15 protein-coding genes are annotated in these 22,440 nt (G+C 49.5%); 2 read left to right on the forward strand and 13 right to left on the reverse strand.

All coding sequences use genetic code 11. From position 1 onward, the window contains the following. Positions 1 to 30 precede the first annotated feature (30 nt). The 12 genes from H6570_20830 to H6570_20885 all read right to left on the reverse strand — a co-directional run bounded on the left by H6570_20830 (position 31) and on the right by H6570_20885 (position 17,872). The gene (locus H6570_20830) at positions 31 to 1,122 is read right to left on the reverse strand and encodes a hypothetical protein (protein ID MCB9321738.1); all 1,092 of its coding nucleotides are present in this window, start codon (positions 1,120 to 1,122) and stop codon (positions 31 to 33) included. Positions 1,123 to 1,135: 13 nt separating this feature from the next. Next, complete coding sequence (locus H6570_20835) at positions 1,136 to 3,838, reverse strand: SLBB domain-containing protein (protein MCB9321739.1); 2,703 nt, start codon at positions 3,836 to 3,838, stop codon at positions 1,136 to 1,138. An 81-nt stretch (positions 3,839 to 3,919) separates the two neighbouring features. Then, positions 3,920 to 7,627, reverse strand: coding sequence for a methionine synthase (metH, locus tag H6570_20840; protein MCB9321740.1), 3,708 nt, complete (start codon positions 7,625 to 7,627; stop codon positions 3,920 to 3,922). A gap of 3 nt (positions 7,628 to 7,630) precedes the next feature. After that, positions 7,631 to 9,421, reverse strand: coding sequence for a hypothetical protein (locus H6570_20845; GenBank protein ID MCB9321741.1), 1,791 nt, complete (start codon positions 9,419 to 9,421; stop codon positions 7,631 to 7,633). Then, positions 9,366 to 10,436, reverse strand: a complete 1,071-nt coding sequence (lpxK, locus tag H6570_20850) for a tetraacyldisaccharide 4'-kinase (protein MCB9321742.1) — start codon at positions 10,434 to 10,436, stop codon at positions 9,366 to 9,368. The genes H6570_20845 and lpxK overlap by 56 nt, the downstream gene beginning before the upstream one ends. Beyond that, the gene (locus H6570_20855; protein ID MCB9321743.1) at positions 10,433 to 11,722 is read right to left on the reverse strand and encodes a DUF2851 family protein; all 1,290 of its coding nucleotides are present in this window, start codon (positions 11,720 to 11,722) and stop codon (positions 10,433 to 10,435) included. The genes lpxK and H6570_20855 overlap by 4 nt, the downstream gene beginning before the upstream one ends. Further along, positions 11,719 to 12,216, reverse strand: coding sequence for a dihydrofolate reductase (locus H6570_20860; GenBank protein ID MCB9321744.1), 498 nt, complete (start codon positions 12,214 to 12,216; stop codon positions 11,719 to 11,721). The genes H6570_20855 and H6570_20860 overlap by 4 nt, the downstream gene beginning before the upstream one ends. Then, positions 12,213 to 14,051 (reverse strand): penicillin-binding protein 2, encoded by a 1,839-nt coding sequence (mrdA, locus tag H6570_20865; GenBank protein MCB9321745.1) that lies wholly within the window; start codon positions 14,049 to 14,051, stop codon positions 12,213 to 12,215. The genes H6570_20860 and mrdA overlap by 4 nt, the downstream gene beginning before the upstream one ends. Before the next feature lie 5 nt (positions 14,052 to 14,056). Beyond that, on the reverse strand, positions 14,057 to 14,575 hold the full coding sequence (gene mreD / locus H6570_20870; GenBank protein MCB9321746.1) for a rod shape-determining protein MreD: 519 nt from the start codon (positions 14,573 to 14,575) through the stop codon (positions 14,057 to 14,059). Next, positions 14,565 to 15,398, reverse strand: a complete 834-nt coding sequence (mreC, locus tag H6570_20875; protein ID MCB9321747.1) for a rod shape-determining protein MreC — start codon at positions 15,396 to 15,398, stop codon at positions 14,565 to 14,567. Before mreC ends, mreD begins: the two co-directional genes overlap by 11 nt. A 12-nt stretch (positions 15,399 to 15,410) precedes the next feature. Continuing rightward, positions 15,411 to 16,442: a rod shape-determining protein gene (locus H6570_20880; GenBank protein ID MCB9321748.1), complete on the reverse strand. Its 1,032-nt coding sequence runs from the start codon at positions 16,440 to 16,442 to the stop codon at positions 15,411 to 15,413. A 173-nt stretch (positions 16,443 to 16,615) separates the two neighbouring features. Next, complete coding sequence (locus tag H6570_20885; GenBank protein ID MCB9321749.1) at positions 16,616 to 17,872, reverse strand: insulinase family protein; 1,257 nt, start codon at positions 17,870 to 17,872, stop codon at positions 16,616 to 16,618. 123 nt (positions 17,873 to 17,995) lie between these two features. On the opposite strand from H6570_20885, the gene dnaN reads away from it, so the two are divergent. After that, positions 17,996 to 19,111, forward strand: coding sequence for a DNA polymerase III subunit beta (gene dnaN / locus H6570_20890; protein MCB9321750.1), 1,116 nt, complete (start codon positions 17,996 to 17,998; stop codon positions 19,109 to 19,111). A gap of 7 nt (positions 19,112 to 19,118) precedes the next feature. Further along, a complete protein-coding gene (locus tag H6570_20895) occupies positions 19,119 to 19,694 on the forward strand; it encodes a nicotinate-nucleotide adenylyltransferase (GenBank protein MCB9321751.1) in 576 nt (191 codons plus the stop codon). Here H6570_20895 and H6570_20900 read toward each other — a convergent pair whose 3' ends face one another. Further along, a complete protein-coding gene (locus H6570_20900) occupies positions 19,695 to 22,412 on the reverse strand; it encodes a prolyl oligopeptidase family serine peptidase (GenBank protein MCB9321752.1) in 2,718 nt (905 codons plus the stop codon). Positions 22,413 to 22,440: the final 28 nt, after the last annotated feature.

Raw genomic sequence — 22,440 nt, forward strand, 5'->3', positions numbered from 1 at the left:
TATTACTCAAACTCATAATTATTTCCAATATTATGTAGCCATGGCGTCCCGGTAAATTTTTCTCGATATGAAAAATCCACAGGACAAAAAGCCACCCAATATGCCACCGATCAGGATGGCTTTCAACAGTGATTTGGGTGAAGGCAAAATAGGAAATTGAGGTTCGTCGATGGTCTGAAAGAAAGGCATTTGGGATTGAAGGGCAAAGCTTGCAGTCTCCAGGTTTTTGATGACTTCACCATACATGATGGTTAGCAGGCTCACCTGCCGCTGGTATTGATCCCGCTGGACGACATCGGAAGAAAGATAAAGGTTCCGGTGCGTATCGTCGAACCGGGCGAGCCGTGCTTCTGCAGAGCTTAACGAAATTTTTAAGGAGTCCGCTTTGAGCTTCAGTGCATTGACGGCTTCCTGTTGTGGCTCGATCGATTTTTCTATATAATAGGAGCTGAGTACGTCATAAATGCGGGTCACCATGCCGGTGGCCAGATCCGGATTCAGAGCGGTGATATTCAGGTTGAGGATGGCAGTTTCTTCACCATAGCCGTTGCTCATCAGGGGATCGTTGTTCTTCTTTTCGTTACCTACAACCTGAATGTAAATAGAATTAAGTGCGATTCGACCGGTATTGTCCAGCTTAGCCTCATCGCCGGTCGTAAAAAAGTAATCCGGAAGTTTAGGGTCCTTGGAATCCTCCCACCGGTCATGAAAGTCATAAATCCGGATCAGGTGGTTGGCGATCAGATCTGCTTTACCGTCAACGATCACCGAATCCAATAAGACCGGATAAATGATCCGACGGGACCGGGAAAGTTCCAGGATGCGATCCAGGTTGTATTCACTTTTACCTCCTGAGCTGAAACCAAACTGACCGAGGACATTGGCGATGCCTCCCATATTTGACCCTTCATCTTCATTCACCATGAAGGTCAGCTTGGCCGGAAACTGAGAAGGAGACAGATAAGTGCGCAAAACCGAAAGAAAGGCAAGAACCAGTGAGAAAGCAATGATGTACCATTTGTTGGACCATAACAACCGCCAGAACTCCTGGATCTTCAGGATCAGATCCTTAAGGGTAATTTCGTCATCCTGGATGTAGACCGGTGTTTGCTGTTCTGTCATCGGTATCCCGGATTTAGTTGATGCGCTGAAGTAATAAAATCAGCGTGAGCAATGATGTGGCCTGGGCCAGACTGTCGGACAGCACTTTGCCCCAATCCACTTTACTGTTGTTTTGCTGGTCTTCCGGTGAGGTGGGTGGTTCGACCGGTTTTGCAGCAACCCGGATGGTAGAACCTTCCTTTACCTTGGGATAGACCTTGAACAATCCGAGATTGGTGGTTTTTTTCAGTTGACCGTTGGCCAGGCGAACCGAGATGGACTTTTTGGACCCGTTTTCTCCCACGCCAGCAGCATAATTATCAATGTACCACTTTGCGTTCTTGGCACCCTGATAGGCCGTATGGATGCTGGATCCGTCAATCAATTGGTCCGGATATAATTCACGGGCTTTGGTTACCCCTTCAATGGTCACCAGATCTTTGGTTTTCGGGATCATGATGCGGTCACCGGATTTCAGCACGATGTTGTAATTGGATCCGGGATCCTTTAAGGCCTCATCCAGGCGGGTAATGACATGTCCCACATTTTCGGATTCCCGGAAGATAACCATGCCCTGAGGAAAAGCCTCCGCTGTCAGGCCGCCGGCACGGGCGATCACATCCGAAAGACGCTCGTTATCCTTAATGATGGTATAGGTGCCAGGGAAGGTGACTTCGCCTTCTATGGTGATGTTTTGCTGTAATTCAAAATCCGGCACGGTGCGGACAAAGATCTGGTCATAAGGTTCCAGATGCAGACTCGACTCCTGGCCGGAGATGATGCGGTAAGAAGAATCGATCTGTACGGTAGCGATCACGATCCTGGTGGGTTCATTGGCCTTAATAAGCACGCGGGATATCTCAATCCGGTTCGTTGCGCCGGCAAGGGTAAGTCCGCCCGCCTGAAGCAGCACATCCGTCAGCGTCAGGGTCGGATCGTAGCGGTATTCTCCGGGATTCCGGATCGCCCCACCAACGCGGACATTGGCATTTTCCTGAAAGTAGTCGTTGGTGTAAATCCGCAATTCATCGTTCGGCAGGAGCGCAATGTTTTGATTGGAAGCAGGGTTCTGTACGATGTCCTGGATATTCAGACGGATGTATTCGATGTGATTGTCATCGCGGGGAGATTGACGATATAAATAAGCGATGGCTGAAGCATTTTCGGTTAACCCGCCGGCAAGTACTACCAGGTCACTCACATGCAATCCGGTCGCAGCATTGTAAGGATAGGAACGGGGATCACGGACAGCACCAGCTACAGAGATCTCTCCTGCATCGATGTAAGTACGTTGAGATAAGATCATCAGCTGATCGCCAGGCTCGATGGCCGTATTGGCCGTAGCGGCAGGATTGGCAATCACGGCAGCCAGATCGACCAGGTGGTAGCGCATGCTGCCATCCACATTGCGTTTTAACAGATAGGCAATATCCCTCCGGGCAGCCAGGGACAGCCTGCCCCGTGCCAACAGATCAGAAAGGCGCAGTCCGGACTCATATGCATATTCCCCGGGAAAATCCACGGCACCCTGTACAGTAACCACGTTCTCTGCGGTGGTAGGAATCGAAGGCACCACAATGACATCACCTGCATTCAGTGTGAAGTCGAGGCCCTGTTCCTGCAATTCGCGAAGATTCACATCAATCAGCGTTTGCTGGTCGTTGGCATAACGCCGGATCTGAATGTTATTCAGTGCAGCATTGTTTTTCAAACCGCCGGCCCATTTGAGCAAGGCGTTAAGCTGTTCGTCAGGCAGTAATTCAAAAATATAGGGACGGTTAACGGCTCCGCGGATGGTCACCGTACGCTGTGCGATGGGTACGTATAAAAAGTCATTATCCTGCATGTAAAGATCCTGCTGTACCGTTGGATCGTTGAGATAAGCATACAGGTCGATGACCTTTTCAGGGGAGCCACTGCGTATCAGCTTGATCTGCCGGACAGAAGCGATATTGGTCAAACCCTCCGCAGCCATAAGGGCATTAACAGCAGTATTGATTGCAGGCAACGTGTAACTCCCGGAGCGCTTTACTTCCCCCACAATGTTTATGGTAATACTGCGTGAGTAATTCAGGGTAACCATAAATTCATTTCGACCAAAAAAATACCGCTGGCCGTAGCGCTTTTGCAGCAACTCACGGGTTTCCGCAAGGGTAAGTCCATTGACATAGATCCGTGGCAGGTCACCAGGCTCGACGAAACCCTGACGGCTAACTTCCAGTACCTCATTTTTTAAGGAAGCGCCAAAGATGGAGACAACAAGCTGATCACCCGGGCCCAATAAATAGTTGTCCGGCGCCTTGACATCATCGGACTTGCGGAATACGGCGATGTTTTGATTTTCAAACAGGTGATGCCCGTAAATACGGTCTTTTTCCGGATCCTGGTCCGGGACATTCGTTGGAGTAACAGCTGGTGTTTCAGCTTTCACAGGAGGATTCTCAGTAGGTGGTGGGGTGGGCAGGTTACCGGCAGCGGCTTCTGTTTCCGTTTTATCTGGCGTATCGGGTTTGGCAGCTTTTTTCTCCGCTTCCAATTCGGCAATGGTCTCTTCAATGATTTGCTGGAACTGGGGTAATTGTTCGGGAGTGATGCGGTCCGGGTCCACACCCTTGGTCAACAGACGTTCACGCAGCTCTGCTTCAGTAATACCTCGTTTCTGCAGTTCTGACTGCACTTGTTGCTGGATGGCCGGAGAGATGGGCTGCTGTCCAATGCTGACAACGATGCCAACCATTACTATTGTTATGATAAAGGTGAGACGCTTCATCGAGATTTTCCGTTAACGAGGTATAAAAGTAATCAATCTCCCTGCAATTCAATCTTCCTGGTTGATCAATACTCCGGGTTCATAGGCCAGAGCTGCCGACAACCAACGCTCCATGGTAGAAATCGGAATGCCTTTTAAACGGGCATAGGTTGTCATTTGGTCTTTATCGATCAGGCCCAGGCCGAAATATTTGGCATCCGGATGCGCGAAATAATAGCCACAGACGGACGAAGCCGGATACATCGCCATGGAGTCGGTCAGCGAAATTGGGGTGTGGTCTTCAACCTGTAGCAGACGGAAGAGCGTTTGTTTTTCGGTATGGTCCGGGCAAGCCGGATAACCTGGTGCAGGACGTATGCCCTGGTATTTTTCTGCAATCAATTGTTCATTATTCAGCGTTTCCTGATGTGCATAGCCCCAATAGTCGGTGCGTACGCGCCAATGCAGCCACTCGGCAAAGGCTTCTGCAAGCCGGTCGGCCAGGGACTTAGCCAGGATCGCGTGGTAGTCATCGTGGTCCTTCTCGTAATGGTTTACCACTTCCTCCAGTCCTTCACCTGCCGTTACGGCAAAGCACCCCAGGAAGTCCTGTTTTCCGCTTGAAGCGGGAGCCAGATAATCGACCAGAGAAAAATTAGGAAGTCCGACGGCCTTTTTTCGCTGCTGCCGTAAGAAATAGAAGGTACCCAGGTGATGTTCACCATCGGGAGCCATCACTTCCACAGAATCATCTTCCTGCCGCATAACCGGGAAGATACCCCAGACGCCCCGGGGCTTGATGGTACGGTTCTTTACCCAGTCCTCCAATAGGCGCAGGGCATCCGTATGCAGTGACCGGGCTTGTTCTCCGACCACTTCATCGGACAGGATGCCGGGATATTTACCGGCTAGTTGCCAGCTGCTGAAGAAAGGAGACCAATCGATGAAAGGAATGAGGTCCTCCAGATTTGGGTTCGCGGTGTGAATGCCAAGCATCGCAGGCTTTGGTGGGTCGTAAGAAGTCCAGTCACCCTGCCAGCCGTTGGCAATGGCATCAGCATATGTTATCAGTTCCTTCGCGGCCATTTGGCGGGACCGGCGCTGACGGAGATCCTCGTATTCATTACGGATGTTTGACAAAAACTGGTCCCGTGCATTTTCGTCTGAGGATAATAACGTAGAAACGACCGGTACACTTCTTGAAGCGTCCAGGACGTGAATCGTAGGACCACTGTAGACAGGCTGGATCTTCAGGGCCGTATGTAGTTTGGATGTTGTAGCACCGCCGATCAACAGGGGAGTGGTCAACTTGCGGCTTTCCATTTCCTGAGCAACATAAACCATCTCATCCAGAGAAGGAGTTATCAGACCACTTAGTCCGATGACGTCTGCTTTCTCTTGTTCGGCGCGTTCCAGGATCCGGGTTAGCGGCACCATGACGCCCATGTCAATGACTTCGTAATTATTACACCCAAGTACGACGCCGACAATATTTTTTCCGATATCGTGGACATCGCCTTTGACGGTAGCCAGGAGTACTTTCCCTTTGGCACGACTGGCAGCAGCCTGCTTGGCGGCTTCCAGATAAGGAGTCAGGTATGCTACGGCTCGCTTCATAACCCGGGCGCTTTTGACCACCTGAGGTAAAAACATTTTACCAATACCGAACAGGTCACCAACCACATTCATCCCATCCATCAGAGGCCCTTCGATGATATCCAGAGGAGAATCGTAAACCTTCAGCGCTTCAGCCATGTCGTCTTCGATGAAACCATCGATACCGCTGACCAGGGCATGTTCGATTTTTTTAGGCAATGGATCTTCTCTCCAGGTCAGGTCCTGCGTACGTGATTTTCCTTTTCCTTTATTAGACTCTGCATAGGCAGTAAGGGCATCTGTTGCTTCCGTATGCCGATTGAAAAGCACATCTTCCACCAGTTTTAGTAAGTCTTTCGGGATGTCCGCATACACTTCGATCATGCCGGCATTGACGATGCCCATATCCATCCCTGCTGCAATGGCATGGTACAGGAATGCGGAATGCATGGCTTCACGGACGACATTATTTCCGCGAAAGCTGAAAGATAAATTGCTTACACCACCGGATATTTTCGCGCCGGGGCAGGTCTTCTTGATCTGCCGGCAAGCTTCGATGTAATACATGGCATAGTTGTCATGTTCGGCAATGCCTGTAGCGATGGCGAAAATGTTAGGATCAAAGATGATGTCCTCAGGTGGGAATCCTACCACTTCAGTAAGGATGCGGTAAGCACGCTGACAGATGCCCACCTTGCGTTCCACCGTGTCAGCCTGGCCATCCTCATCAAAAGCCATCACCACCACCGCAGCCCCATACCGGCGTACTTTTTTAGCCTGGGCCAGGAAATTCTCCTCCCCTTCTTTCAGAGAAATGGAGTTGACGATGCATTTACCCTGGACGCATTGCAGACCGGCCTCGATAACCTCAAATTTTGAGGAATCGATCATGAAGGGCAATTTGGCAATATTGGGTTCCGAGGCCATCAGATTCAGAAAATGGACCATGGCTGCTTTGGAATCAAGCAGGCCTTCATCCATGTTGATATCCAGGATCTGTGCTCCACCATCCACCTGTTGCTGGGCCACGGATAAGGCCTCAGCGAACTGGCCTTCTTTGATCAGCTTGGCGAATTTGGAAGAACCGGTCACATTGGTCCGCTCTCCGATGTTCACAAAATTAATTCCCGGGTAGAGAATCAATGGTTCCATACCACTGTACATGCTGTGGTGAGGCACAACCGGTATCTGACGAGGTTTTGCATTTTCAACCACGCTTCCCATGTACCGGATGTGTTCTGGCGTGGTACCACAACAACCACCGACGATATTCACCAGGCCTTCGTTTAAAAAGCGGTGGATATGCGATTGCATCTGTCCGGGGGTCTGGTCGTAACCACCAAGCTCATTGGGCAGGCCGGCGTTCGGATAGGCACTGATGTAACAGTCTGCTATGGAGGAGAGCGCTTTCAGGTAGGGATGTAATTCTTTGGCACCGAGTGCACAGTTTAGACCTACGCTGAGCAGGGGAGCATGTTTGACGGAAATCCAGAAAGCTTCGACCGTCTGACCGGAAAGAGTACGGCCGGAGGCATCCGTGATGGTCCCGGAGACCATAATGGGCATCTGCAAGTGCAGCTCCTCCATTAACTGGTCAATGCCATAGAGAGCCGCTTTGCAATTCAGGGTGTCGAATACCGTTTCGATCAGTATTATATCCACCCCACCATCCACCAATCCTTTTGCCTGGTCGTAATAAGCTTTTGCCAGCTGGTCAAAAGTGACTGACCGGTAGCCCGGACGATTGACATCCGGGGACAAAGAAGCAGACTTATTGGTTGGGCCCAGAGCACCGGCTACAAAACGAGGTTTGCCGGGATGAGCAGAAGTATATGTGTCCACTGCCTCACGGGCCAGGATGGCGGAAGATTTGTTGATTTCATAGACCAGGTCTTCCATGTGATAATCGGCAAGCGAAAAGCTATTCGCATTGAAGGTGTTGGTCTCAATGATATCGGATCCTACATCGAGGTATTGCAGGTGGATGTTGCGAATGATGTCGGGCTGCGTGAGGGATAACAAATCGTTGTTTCCACGGATTTCGTGCTCGAAATCTCTGAATCGCTCGCCCCGGTATCCATCTTCGGTGAGCCGGTGTTGCTGGATGAGGGTACCCATCGCACCATCCAGAAGCAGAATTCGTTCGCGCAGTAATTTATGTAATAGATCCAGTGTATTCATGTCTTATAGAATGACAGGCTGAAATAAACGATTCCAACAGATACCTATTCCAAAATAAGATTCAGATTGTTGAACAAGGCTTGATTTCTGATTCCGATACAAATAAAATCCTTGTAAAAACAGTCCTGGTTTGAATTCAAATTGAACATCAAAATTGCCCCAGAATACATCGGTATCAACGCCCTGGCCAACGGTATTTCCAAAATCCTGCTGGCGTGTCGTATAAGGTAACAAGATATTACTTCCCCAGTTTTCGCCAGGCCTGTCGAGACCCTGATTGGTTTTTGACAGTTTCAATTCCAATTTCCAGGCGGTAAACGGCCGGTAGTTAATGACAGCGAGTAGTTCATTAAAATTAGCACCTAAGGGATGAGCCAGGGGTTGAAAGAAATGAGAATAATTGCTCAGGCTGTCGCGGTGAGCGTAGGTATAGGGTCGTACACGGTTCCATTCCACCTGCAGATCCAGGTGATCGATACTGGCCACATTGGTGTATTCCATACCCAGTTGCCACCCTGATTTATTGCCCCACCATCCGCGATTGGCACGGATCTCTTTCAACCGGAATTCGTCAAGGATCAGTTGCCCGTACAGGCGTACCCGGTCCGCCACTATCCAGGAAGCATCCAGACCCAGTAGTACATTATCCGGGCTGCCCAGATTGTGTTCCACCGATCGGTAAAGGATCACCGGATTAAGATATTGCAATTCAAATTGCCGTGAACGGTTGAAGACAACAGTCTCATACAGGCCAACCTCAAGACGAGGGAGCACATTAAGTGAAAGATGATGCGCGGCGAAATATTTTTTTGGCAACAGGTCATCACCTCTTTTTCCATTGGCGCTCTCGGCAGCTAATTCACCAAACAAGTTCTGGTAATTGAATTTCCACACACGGGTATTCAGCTTTAAATACAGGTAGTTATTGGCGAAGTCCGAAAGAAATAGAGAGCGGATACCGTAGCCTACCGGATTCTGTCCGTAGCCGAACTGGCCCTGGATATGCCTGGTGATGTTAAACTGGATATTGGCCTGGGCATTCAGGTAATCGTAGCCATTTTTCACTCCAAAAAGGCTGCTGGAATAATTTTTATAAAGCCCCTGACCTGGAATGGTTTTAAACTTGCTGATCCACTGATTCAGATAAGTGGGAAAGAAGCTCTGTGACTCCAGGAAGGAGGTTTCCAGCCATATTTTCCGGTCGATGGATGCACGTACTTTAAGACCGCGATGATTTTCAAAGAGGTTGGAACTGCCGAGCATTCCGGTAAGGAGAGGTTGTACACGGAGGGTGAATGCGTCGTCGTCCACCTCATACAGAAATAATGGAGTACGGTAAAAGTGGCGCAGGATCGGTTTACGGCTTTCAATTCTCGGACTGCTCAGAGGCGCCGTTACGGGATGTTGTACCGTAGCATACTGTTGAAAGGTATGGGTCGAATCGATGTATTGCAGCTGTTCTGATTCTACGGGAGTGATGGAAGGCAACACATCGTTGTGTTCCATGAGTATATAACGAATATCCGATAACTCTACAGCAGATAATGGCCTGGTATTGACCAGGTTCCACGCCCATTGGGTAAGATCCTTTCGATTGGCCAGGCGGGCATCAAAATACCAGTCCTGCGGGTAGAGGATGGAATACCGGCGAATGATTTCGGTCGTACGCTCTCCGCTCAGTAAGTTCTGTTGCTGGGAATAAGCGCCCAATGCTGTTATCACCAGACCACCGATGAGGCTAAACCGTAAATGCCAGTAATTGCTGCTGAATGTAGTCCAAAAATGGTGTTTCATGCTGCTCATCTAAAAAGCGTACGCGGAGTGGTAGTACAAAGATGGGCAATTTCTGACCAATTAAATAGCTGTAATGGAGCTCAAGCCGGGTGGCATCCTTCTCAGTGGTTAAGATGATTTTCGAGGTTCCTTCCAGGGCATCAAAAGCAGCTTTCATCTGTCCCATATCGTACTTGGTGAAGTAGTGATGATCGGTAAATTCCAAATGCTTTACATCACGGCCACGTGGAGACAGGTATTCGGTCAGGTGGTCGGTATGTGCAATAGCACTGATCAACAGGATCTCGAGGTCCGGAGAGAACTGTAATCTGAATGAACTGTCCCAGAATGAATACGGCTGACCATACTCCAGGGTTGAGAAATACACTTTTTGCGATGCTTGTGGCCGGATTTTGTCCCGGATTTTTTCCATGGATAAGGTGTCAAGGTTAGGGGGACACTTGGTAACAACGATGGCGTCGGCCCTCCGTGCTCCACCACGCCACTCCCTCAGACGGCCAACAGGCAAGAGAAAATCCTGATAATAGGGACGGTTGTAGTCGGTCAGTAAAATCGAAAGGGCAGGTCGTATGGCCCTATGCTGATAGGCGTCATCGAGCAAAATCAGCTGGACTTCCGGGTTTGTTTTCAGAAGCTGCGGAATGCCCAGGGCACGATTCTCGGAAACGGCAACCGCGGTATCAGGAAACTTGCGTTTGATCTGGACGGGTTCATCGCCGCTGAGCTCAGCATGATCGTTGGTTTGTACCAGACGGTAACCCCGGGTGTTGCGGCCATAGCCCCTGCTCAGGACTCCTATCCGTACATATTCCTGCAAGTGCTGGATAAAATATTCAATATGCGGGGTCTTACCGGTGCCACCAACACTGAGATTGCCAATAGAAATAACCGGAAAGCTAAAGCGGATGCTTTTAAAAAACCCGATCTGGTAAAGCCCGTTACGTACCAGGACAGTTAATCCATATAAAAGGGCGAAAGGTGCTAAAAGGATCTTAATTAGCCATTGTTGGATCATGCTTCCGTTTGCTTTTGCTTAAGCAGGTGGTGACCGACACCACAATGAGCACAACGTTTGGCATCGCAATGTTGTTTTTTAAGTTGCAGTAAAGCTTGGGATTGCAATGCATTTTCAGCCTTCGGCCGGATCATGTTCCAATGGGTGATGATGGCGTTTTGCTCAGCAGGTAATGCCTGCAGCCAATCCAGCGCCTTATCCTGATAGCGGGTAAGTCCTTTGACTTTACCATATAAAAAGAGAAATGGTACCAGCACGTTGATGATGAGGTTTTGAATCAGCTGGCTGCCCAGGCGTTTCATTTTCTGGTTTGGTGAAGGCTTGTCGAATTGGTAGTGACTTGCCCAGTATTGATTGGCAGCATGACTAAACAGACTGTTGACTTCCCGGATCGATTCAGCGGCCAGTATTTTGCTGAAGAGGTGTTCCGTGGTATGGATGATACGGGCCAACTGGGCAATCCGTACAGTAGGGAAGTTGGATGGCCGCAGGCGCAGGAAATTCCAGTAGTGAGCGGACATCGGCATGAGCCCTAATTTCTTCTGCTGATAGGCGTATTCTTTTTGCAACCGCAGAGGGTAATCGTCCTGAAAATCGCCACTGAGCATGCCGGCCTGACCAAACAACACGGCTTCCAGCTGAAATAAGTTGTCCCGGTATTTGAGCAAAGTGGTCAAAGGAGTTCTGCGGGTAAGCTCAAGAAAGGCTTCTTTATTGACCTGCATACCAAGATGGGCGGCGAATAGCTGATAGAACACCGAATCCCAGTCCCAGTGACATGCTTCGAGCATGCGTTGGATTTCCAGGGTCTTCCGCTCCAGGCGTTCTATGACAATACGCTCAAGCCAGGCCGTCCAGATTATGGCATCAACCTGATCTAGAAAAGGCTGACAGGGGATCCAGGCACTATTGTCCATCAGCTGATCATAACGGATCATCATATCCGGGGCCAACTGTTCTTTAAGTTCCAGGGTAGGCAGGGGATCACGGCCGCTCACGGCCGCATCCGCATCCGCATCATAAACCACATGCAGGATGACATTCTGGTATTTGGGATCATTGGCGTGGAGATGCTTTATCCAGTCGGAGGCCAGGACATGGATCTCTACGTGACCGACCCAGAGCGTGTCACCAATTTTAATCTTTGCTTCCAGAAAATCCGGACCTGCATCCTGATTATACCGACCCGGATGGATGACCTGAACAGGCTGCTTGTCAATGGTGAATAACTGCAGCGGATCGTATTGCCTGGTACGCCAGGCATAGTGGAGTAATTCTTCTTTCATAACCGTTCATAAGTTACGAAAGTATAGTTATACGGATTGCGTTCATCAGAAAAATGAGGTTCTCGGGAGACCTCTTTCCACTCATTGAGGTCAAATTCCGGGAAAAAGGCATCGGCTCCGGTGACCGTGGTCTTGATCTCTGTAAGGTAGATTCGGTCACAATACTCCAGGGCCTGGCGATAGACTTCCTCACCACCGATGATAAAGAGTTCTTCTTCACCATTGGCTTCGGCAAAGGCAATGCCTTCTTCGAGGCTATGGACAACCACGATGCCCGTCGCGATAAAAAATGGATTACGGGTCATAACCATATTAACGCGGTGTTTCAGTGGACGGTTACCAATGCTGTTGAAGTTTCGGCGACCCATCAGGATGTGATGTCCTTTGGTCATCCGTTTAAAGAATTTGAAATCTTCCGGCATGTGCCAGGGAAGATCATTATCCTTCCCGATGGCCCGGTTGGTACTCATGGCAGCGATGGCAGAAATGATCATGACCGCGCATTTTTATGGATCAGATCAGTGTTTAGGATCTGAGCCTCCAGCGGTTTTTTCTGTGCGGAAATGGTGTCATTCAGGTAGCGCTCAATCAGGAGGCCGGCAACCGGAGCAGCGGTACGGCCACCACCTCCGGCATTCTCCACATATACTGCGATGGCTATTTTCGGGTTTTCCCGAGGGGCAAAGGATATGAACACCGAGTGGTCTTCTCCATGCGGATTTTGGACGGTGCCGGTTTTACCGCAGAGTTCTACTCCTGGTACCTGAGCCAGGCGCGCCGTTCCCGAAGTGACTACTGCAGTCATACCATCGATGATGGGGCCAAAATAGATCGGGTCGATGCGAACCAGTTTTTTCCGGTCGAAATCCGGATTAGGCAGCGTGGCCTGATTGCTGATCTGCTTAAGCAAGTGTGGCTGGATGTAAAAGCCGCGATTTCCCAGAATAGAGGCCAGGTTGGCCATCTGTAAAGTGGTCATGGACAGTTCTCCCTGCCCGATCCCTAACGAGACGATCGTCGTCGCATACCAGGGATCCCGTTTATATACATTGTCGTAATACGCCGAATTGGGTATGAAGCCGGTAGCCTCATAGTCGATCTCGGAAGTGAGTTTCTGCCCAAATCCGAAATTCGATAGATAGGTGTAAAAGTTATCGAGGCCATTTTCTACATCCCGAAAACCGTATTTGTTGACCAGGTCCTTGAACAAGGTAAAGAAGTAGGCATTACAGCTGTATTGCAGGGCGATGGAAATATTGGTGGGTGCCGGATGGCCGTGACATTTACGGATATCACCCGGGGCATTTACAAAACCTCCCCCACAACGGATGCTGCGGTTTGGCGTCGTTACCCCTTCCTGAAGTGCAATCAGACCGACCACCGTCTTGAAAATGGATCCTGGCGGATACTGAGCCAGTACGGTTCGGTCAAATAATGGTTTGAGGGAATCCTGAGCCAGAGCTGCGTAATAAGCTCCCCGGTTTTGATTGATGGTGAGGAGGTTGGGATCATAACTGGGAGAGCTGACCATGGCGAGGATCTCGCCGGTGTTGGGTTCGATGGCAGTGATGGCGCCGACTTTATTCGCCATCAGTTGCTCGGCATAGACCTGCAGGTTGATGTCCAGAGTGGATATCAGATCCGAGCCGGAAATGGCAGCGGAGTCGCGAACACCACCTTCAAACGGGCCAACTTCTCGTCCGATGTTGTCTTTCAGAATGTATTTCACCCCTTTGGCACCTCGCAGATAGGGCTCATAGGCTCTTTCCAGACCGCTGGTGCCGATGTAATCGCCAGACTCATAAATACCGTTGGAGGCGGTAATCTGATCTTTGCTGACCTCACTGATGTAACCCAACACGTGCGCCGCTCCATTTTGAGCATAGCCGCGGGCGCTTCTCAGGCGGGGTGAAAAACCCGGAAAATCAAATAAATGCTCACTGAATCTCGCCCAGGTCTGGGGTTGAATCTTAGAAAGGAAGACAAAAGGTACATTTTTGGAGAACTGTCCGCCCCAGGGTTTGGTCAGATTATCCACAAATTGCTCCCGGGTGATATCCAGTAACTGACAGAACCGCAGGGTATCCATATGCGGATCGATCTTATTGTAGACGACCATTAAATCGTAAATCGCGTCATTATAGACCAATAAGGTGCCATTGCGATCGTAAATCAGCCCCCTGGATGGGTATTGAACCTGTTTTTCAATAGCGGTTGCCTGAGCACGGGAACGCATCGATTTATCAAAAAGCTGCAGCTGGGCGACCTTTAACAAAAGTACCAGCGCCGCAATGATAAAAACGATCCGAATGATCACCGGTTTTTCCAAGGCAACTATTTTGGATTGAATAAGAATTGATACAACAAGATAAATACCATCGAGAAGATAAAGCTGAAGAATGACTTCAGGATGATCTCCTGGATATAAACAAAGGTAAATACATCCATGCTGACATAAAAGACAACATGAAGGGCTACCATAATAGCCAGGTAACGAATGAACCAGTTCATACCCAGATAATAACGAGTAGGGCTCGCATTAACATTGTATCCGCCCCGGGGTTCCAGCAGATTTAGTACATGGGCGCGGATGAAAGCAGTGAATACCAATGCACTGGTATGCACTCCGATGCTGTTGTAAAAAACATCGATGGCCATTCCCATCACAAAGGCGATCAGGATCAGCAGATTGCGGGGTATCCGGACGGGCAGGGTAATGATGGCGTAGGGATAGATCAGTACATGGATGTAGTTGAAAGTACCCAGCGGAAAATGGAGTTGCTTGAAAATCAATACCTGTAATAAGGTAAGCAGGATAATCCGCCCGATGTAACGCAAGATGTCATTGGTCATGGCTGCCCTCCTTTTCCGTTTCCTCGCGGTCTTCCTTCAGCAGGTTTCTGACGATCATCACATACTGGACGTTGGCCAGATCATTATTCAGCAGAACCGTGATGGTATAAAAGTTATTGCCGGGCTCCAGGGAGGCGGATTCGACCGTTCCTACCACGATGCCGGAAGGGTATATCGCCGAATAGCCGGTGGTGATAAGTGTATCGCCCCGCTCGACCCGCACATGTTTCGGAATAGCCTCCAAACTCATGTGCAATGGATCGGAGTCGTTCCAGACCAGGTTTCCAAAATAACCGTTGCGTTTTAAGGCTACCGACGTATTGGACTTGCTGTTCAGAAGTGAAATGACCGTTGCATAATATTTTCCGACCTGATCGACGACACCCACGACTCCGTTAGTCATGATTACGCCCATATCCTGTTTTACACCGGAAGTAGACCCTTTATCCAGTGTGATGATATTGTTGTGGAGTGTGATACTGTTGCTGACGACGCGGGCTGGAATGAAAGCATATTGCTGGAGATAGACGGAGTCCCGAACGCGGGTAGCACTGTCGTTCTGGACGTATAAATTTTCTTTCAGCGAGGCTTTCAGCCTGGCGTTTTCCAGCTGCATGCTGTCCAGCACTCTGGGTAGCCGCAATACAGTGACCACATTATTGTATTTCCTGGCCAGGGTACCGGTAAATAAATTGGAAGAATTGAGAAATATATCCCGCTGGTTCTGATTGTATTGGATGATCAGATAAAAACAGAGAAGTTCCAGCAAGACAAAGAGAAAAAATGCGGAATATTTAACAAGGATCGCAAAGAATTGCTGCATGATGATTGCCCATTATACGCTCTTTCGATCGATGAGAAATGAGAACCGGTGCGTGTTCTTCAAGGCGATTCCGGTACCTTTAACCACGGCACGTAAAGGTTCAGATGCAATGTGAACGGGTAGTTTGGTCTTGGCAGAGATCCGTTTATCCAAACCACGCAATAAGGCACCACCACCGGTCAGATAAAGACCTCTTTTGTAAATGTCAGAAGCCAATTCCGGTGGAGTACTTTCCAGCGCTTTCAAAATAGCCTCTTCAATCTTGGAGATGGACTCGTCGAGGGCTGAGGCGATCTCGGTATATGAAACGGTGATCTGACGCGGAATACCGGTCATCAGGTCCCGGCCATTGACGGCAAAGTCCTCCGGCGGGCTTTCCAGATGTTCCAGTGCAGAACCTACCTTTATTTTTAACAACTCAGCGGTACGCTCCCCAATCAGGATGTTATGGGCGCGCTTCATGTAATTCATGATGTCGGTACTGAATTCATCGCCGGCGGTGCGTATGGACTGATCACATACGATACCGGACAGTGCGATCACCGCAATTTCGGTGGTACCGCCCCCGATGTCGACAATCAGATTGCCTTCCGGTTCTTCGACATCCAGTCCGATACCCAGGGCTGCAGCCATGGGTTCATGAATCAGGTACGTTTCTTTGGAGTCCACATGATCCGCCGAGTCAAAGACTGCGCGTTTTTCCACCTCCGTAATTCCGGAAGGGATGCAGATCACCATTTTAAGATGGGTGAAAAACCGGCGACGGTTGCCAATCATATTGATCAAACCCTCGATCAGGCTTTCAGCAGCCTGGAAGTCGGCAATAACCCCATCTTTCAGCGGCCGGACCGTTTTGATGTTTTCGTGGGTCTTTTCATGCATTTGCATGGCACGGGTTCCCACGGCAATGGTCTGACCGGATTTACGGTCAATGGCAACAATGGATGGCTCGTCCACCACGATCTCATCATCGTGAATGATCAGGGTGTTGGCCGTTCCAAGGTCAATTGCTAATTCCTGTGAAAAAAAGTTTAACCACTTCATCTCAAATGCAAAACTAAGCTAAAAGTAAGGACTCGAAAAACTTTCGCTTTTGTAAAAAATCACGTGAAGTTAGATAAACCACACTGATACCTTATGCTTTAAAAGAAAATTATACGGAAAGCCGTTTGACTCAAGTCCATGGATCAGGCCGCAAGGTAATTATTTTCTCAGGCTTAACCTACGATCACTGTAGTTAAGGTCCCGGGATCCAAATACCGTTGAGCCAGATCCTGAATATCTCGGGGTGTGATACTCAAAAGCTGTTCCAACAAGTGTGAAGTGGCCCGCCAATCGGATCCTTCGGACAAGGATTGACGCAGCCAATCTGATACCATCAGGGCATTATCCAGTTGCGAAGAAAGCTGGCCAGCCAGATAATTTTTGATCATCCTTAACTCTGAATCCGGTACGAGGTCTTGTTTTAGGATATCCATTTCCTGCCTGATCCGGGTTTTTGCCAGGTTGACCTTCCGGTGACTGGTTTCACAACCGATGTAAAAAAAGGAAGCATACCGGTAGCTGTCGTAAGAGCTGTAAATATTATAGGTGTACCCCTTCTTCTCGCGGATTTGCTGCACCAGACGGGAGCCAAAATAGCCGCCCACCAGTGTATTCAGGATCAGCAAACCAGGATGATCCGGATGATGAATCCCGGGCCAGATACGACCAATTTTCAATGACGTTTGACTTTTTCCGCCAACCGACTGAATAATTTCTGCTTCCATGGGTTTTGGCGAAGGGGGGATTTCAGCGTCCCAGGCATGGAAATTCCAGTCCAGGGTGTGTTGCTCAAGCCGTTTGAGAATTTTTTTGAGGTCGCTGCCCATGATCAGGATATGGGGTGCCCGCCGGATGTAATAGTTCTGGTAAAATTCTTTTAAAGAAGCGGTAGTCAATTCCCGGTAAAGCGTTTCCGTACTGTTGTACCCGTAGGGGTGATCTTCTCCGAAAAGTAGCGCCGTAAGGACCCGGTAGGATACGGCATCGGTCTGTTCCAGGTCCACATTCAAGTCCTGGATGTGAGATTCGGTAAACAATTGCAGATCCTCCTCCCGGAATACTGCCTCCCGGACACAATGCATCAACAAGGGGATCAGCCGGTCCAGATGACGTTCCGCGCCCAGAAGTTGCAACGTGCCAATGTCAAAACTGGCGGATGGTTGTAACGAGGCTCCATAATAGTCAATGCGCTGGGCAATTTGCGGTCCGGTGTAGCGGGTTGTTCGCTCCGTGAGCAGGCTATTGGCCGCATAAGCACTGAGCCGCACGGTTTCCTGGGGCCTTCCGGCGAGAAAATTTAATTCAACCTTGCATGGTCCGGGATAGGGCGCCGCTACAAAGGTATAGGGAATGCCATTGGCAAGCTGTCCTTCCAGGACGGGAGGCAGCGCCAAAGAATCGATGGCATGTATTTGTGATTTTGGCTTCAAGGAAACATAGGATTGGAAGCGGGCGCAAAATACGATTTGTCCATTGTACTGTGCAGCTTATTGATTAGGAAATAAGTTGAGATGGATTATTTTTGTGTCGGTAACTTTATCAATCGGTGTAATATGAAATTCAGTGTATCCTCGGCAACTCTGCTAAAAGTATTGCAAAAGACCAGCGGAGCCGTAGGTTCTAATCCGGTCCTTCCTATCCTGGAAGACTTCCTCTTTACGCTGGAAGGAGATCAATTGACAGTCGCATCAACCGACCTGGAAACCTCCATAACCGCTACCATTGACGTTACAGGTGAAGAAAATGGCGTCGTGGCCATTCCGGCCAAGATCCTGTTGGATACCTTAAAAGCCCTTCCTGAGCAACCCATCACGCTGTATGTCGATGAGGAGAATTTTGGTATTGAACTGACCTCATCGTACGGTAAATACAAGATGGCCGGAGACAATCCCGATGACTTTCCCAAGATCGCCAGCGCTGCGGAAGAAGATTCCATCACACTCGATGCTTCCGTGATCACCCATGCCATCGCGAACACCTTGTTTGCTACCAGCAATGATGAGATGCGTCTGGCCATGACCGGTGTCCTCGTACAGGTGGATTTTAACAAGGTAACGTTTGTGGCTACCGATGCCCACAAGCTGGTAAAGTACAGTTTGCACAACATCTCTAGTGATGTCTCCCAATCCTTCATCCTGCCCAAAAAGGCATGTACGCTGTTAAAGAACATCCTGCCTTCCGGTGGAGATGTGGTTGTATCCTTCAACCGCTCGCACGCTTTTTTTGACACCGATCACACCAAACTGGTTTGCCGCCTGATCGATGCCAAATATCCCGATTACAACGGCGTCATCCCAGCCAATAACCCGTTCAACCTCTCCGTCCACCGGGGTGATTTTCTCAACTCCCTGCGCCGGATCGTGATCTACTCGAACAAGACCACCAATCAGGTGATCCTCAAGATCAATGAAGGGAGCCTGAACATATCCGCTCAGGATCTGGACTTTTCCAATGAAGCCACCGAGCAGATGAGCTGCACCTACGAAGGGGACCCGATCATCATTGGATTCAATGCAAAATTCCTGATCGAAATGTTGGGGGTACTGCACGGTGACGATGTCCGTATGGAGCTATCAAGTCCAAACCGGGCTGGCCTGTTGCTTCCGGGCGTACAGGATGACAATGAGGAAATTACGATGTTGGTGATGCCGGTGATGCTCAATCAATAGAGCCGGCATGAAAGTCGGTTTGTTTTTCGGGTCTTTTAATCCTGTTCATACCGGTCATATGATCATCGCCCACTACATGGCGGAATACACGGACCTCGAACAGGTTTGGATCATCGTATCACCACAAAATCCCTTCAAGAAAAAAGATACCCTTGCTAACGATTACGACCGGCTGCACCTGGTCCATCTGGCTATCGGGGACCATCTTCATCTGCGTGCTTCTAACATCGAATTCAATCTGCCCAAGCCTTCTTATACCATCGATACACTGACTTATCTGCACGAGAAGTATCCGGAGCATGAATTCTGCCTGATCATGGGTGGTGATAATCTCGCGAGCCTGCCGAAATGGAAAAATTATGAGCAAATCCTGAATCATCATGACATCTACGTGTACAGTCGTCCCAATATCGACCCGGGGCCATTGGTGAGCCATCCGCGGGTGACGATGGCTGAAGCGCCCCTCCTTGACATTTCAGCCAGCTTTATCCGTCACTGCATCCGTGCCGGTAAGTCCGTCCAGTACATGGTTCCGGATGCGGTTTATGCTTACCTCAAGGATACCAATCTATACCGTAATTGATCATTTTAGATCCAGCACAACCCGGAATCCGGCTTTATCGCGCTTGACCGGGACGGCAGGATCATTCGGGTCCACATAATCTTTGACATCAAATCCATAGGTCATACCGGTTCGCCCGAAGTACTCGGCGGCATTGCCTCCAAGGTCATAAATTTCTGCTTTTCCGATCTTCACCGGAGGGAATGAGCCAACTTCTTTGTACCAGACTCCGGAGTAGCTTTCGAGCTTGGATTGTAATCGCTGCACATCTGCCGGGCTGATTTCATAACCTGCCCAGTAATTGAGGGTGTTTTCCTTGGCGCCGACGGCTATGGCTTTCTTTTGTAATGCTTTCGCTTCCTCTTCAACAGGCAGCCGGTACGATTTTCCGGATAACTTGATAAGCCACAAGAGGTAATATTTGGCCTGGGAAATGGTAACTACAGCGGGGAGATTAGCCTGGTTTGCCGGATACTGGAATTTGGGATCAAAGGCCTGGAATTGAGCATTGGTTACCTCAAAGCGACCGATGGCCATGGAGTCGGCATAGGCTGTAACCACCTCGGGGACCAGGTATTTATCCAGGGTGGTTCCGTATAATCCGCCCTGCTGGGCAGCTTGTTGCTTCTTCAGGGCCAGGTCCAGCGGACTCCCTTCCTTGAAAGCCTCATTCTTATCGGGACGTTTACCAAACAGGTAGGTGTCGATCCAGGTGATCTCCTCATTCATTTTGCGCAATTGGTGGGTGATCTTTTGCAGGCCGTGAGGCTGTCCCGGAAACCAGAGAAAGCGTACGGGTGCTTTCCCAACCTGCTGCAATCCGCGGTAATATTCCCATCCCTGATCACGGGGAACTGAGCGGTCTTCACTTCCATGAAAGATGAGGGTAGGCGTGCGGATCTTTTCTATTTCAAACAAGGGGGACTGGGCAATGTACGTCTCATTATACCATTTGCCGTTCACATCATCCCAGGGAGCCCCGCCAAAGTAACTTTCGTCAAACGATACCCCAAACGAACAGGTTCCGAAGTCCGAAGTCCAGTTGACGTCTCCGGCTCCGGCGCAGGCTACCCGGAACATTTCCGGAAATCGTACTGTAAGCATGGTGGTCAGGATTGCACCATTGGACCATCCCATGGCACCCAGGGAATCACGGTTTACTTTTCCTTCAGATACCAGCATATTGATTCCATTGGTAATGTCCGTGAGCTCCGGAGTGTAATAATTCTTTTTAATGGACTCGATGAAAGCCAGGCCATGATTGGAAGAGCCGTGATAATTGGGCATCAGAATAAATGTTCCTTTTTGAGCCAGAATCTGCGGATAATAGGACCAGCGTTCCCTCCAGGCATCCATGTCGACTCCGGTAGGTCCGCCATGGATAGCCACCATTAAAGGATAGGTCCGGCCCGGCTGGTAATCACGTGGATAATACAGGATACCATCCACGGTATCGTCGTTGTAACCCTTCCAGGTCATCACTTCCGACCGGGTGGTTCCTTTCTTGCGCAGGGCTTCATTCAGACGAACCCATTCCAGGGGATTGTCATTCCGTAGTTCTCCATTGGTTCCGATCAGGTCACTCACGTAATATTCCGGTAATTTGGATGCCGTCGAATAGGAATAGGCCATCTTTGTTCCATCTTCGGATATTGCCTGTACATCGATGTGGTCACTCATGGTGCCGAAGTCCAGCATCTGGCGGGTCCAGGAAGCACCCTGCTTACGGTAATAAGCCAGCTTGTTGGTAGCACCGTTAGGTAAAGTGACCATTATACCGGATCCTGCTATCGTATAGTCACCCTGGGAATCGTTAGCCCAGTCCAGGGGCACCTGGGTAACCTGCTGACTGGCCAGATCAAAATAATAGATATCCTGGACGCCTGAGCCATTCCACTGCATGTCCGACGAACGGAGGGAAACAAAATAAAATCCCTGATGATCGGGAGTAAACTGAAAGTTGCCATTGACCTGGTGATCCGTCAGGATGCGCTCACTGGTTCCGGCGGAAAGGTCTTGCAGGAAATACCACGGATCCGGCTGCTGGTCGCTGCCAAAATGGCGGCTGCGGATCAACGTGGTGATCATCCATTTACCATCACGTGAAAGGGCTACATCCGATACGGGATAGTGATTCGTGGTAAGTCGCTGCTGGGTTTTCGTCTTTAAATCAAAAGAATAGACACGGTCTATATCCCAATGGACCGAGTCCTCAACCACCACGACATTGTCTTTATTTTCTTCATTCTGGGTTTCGTAGAGGGTCTTTCCATCCTGGGATACCAGGGCCAGGGTGTTGCTGTCAATCCAGGTTATGCTGCTGATCCCCTCTTTGAAGGTTTGGATCTCTTCCGGCTCCCCGCCCAGCAAATTGAAGCGCCAGAGTTTATTGCCTTCTTCCCGGGAAGACAGGAAGTAGAGGTATTTGCCGTCTCTGGAAAACAAGGGGGAGAAATTGCTTTCCTCTCCCTGTGTCATCTGAATGGTCACGGGTTTTCCACCCTCCTGCACGGACAAGCGGGTCAGGTATACATCCGAACCAAAACGATCTTTTTTCTTGACCATTTTACGCTTGGTCCAGGCCATCATGGTGTGATCCGGTGAAAAGACCAGACCACTCACGGATTCGGTCCCGATGATGTCTTCCGGAGTCCAGGCTTCCTGCGCTGTGGCGGTATAAGCAGCTATCAGTATTGTGAGTGATAATAAGATGGAAAATGGTTTCATGTCAATGGTCATTTTGATGGAGGCCGATGAAGTTAGGAAT

This window comes from Lewinellaceae bacterium (assembly GCA_020636135.1).
Classification (GTDB): Bacteria; Bacteroidota; Bacteroidia; order Chitinophagales; family Saprospiraceae; genus JAGQXC01.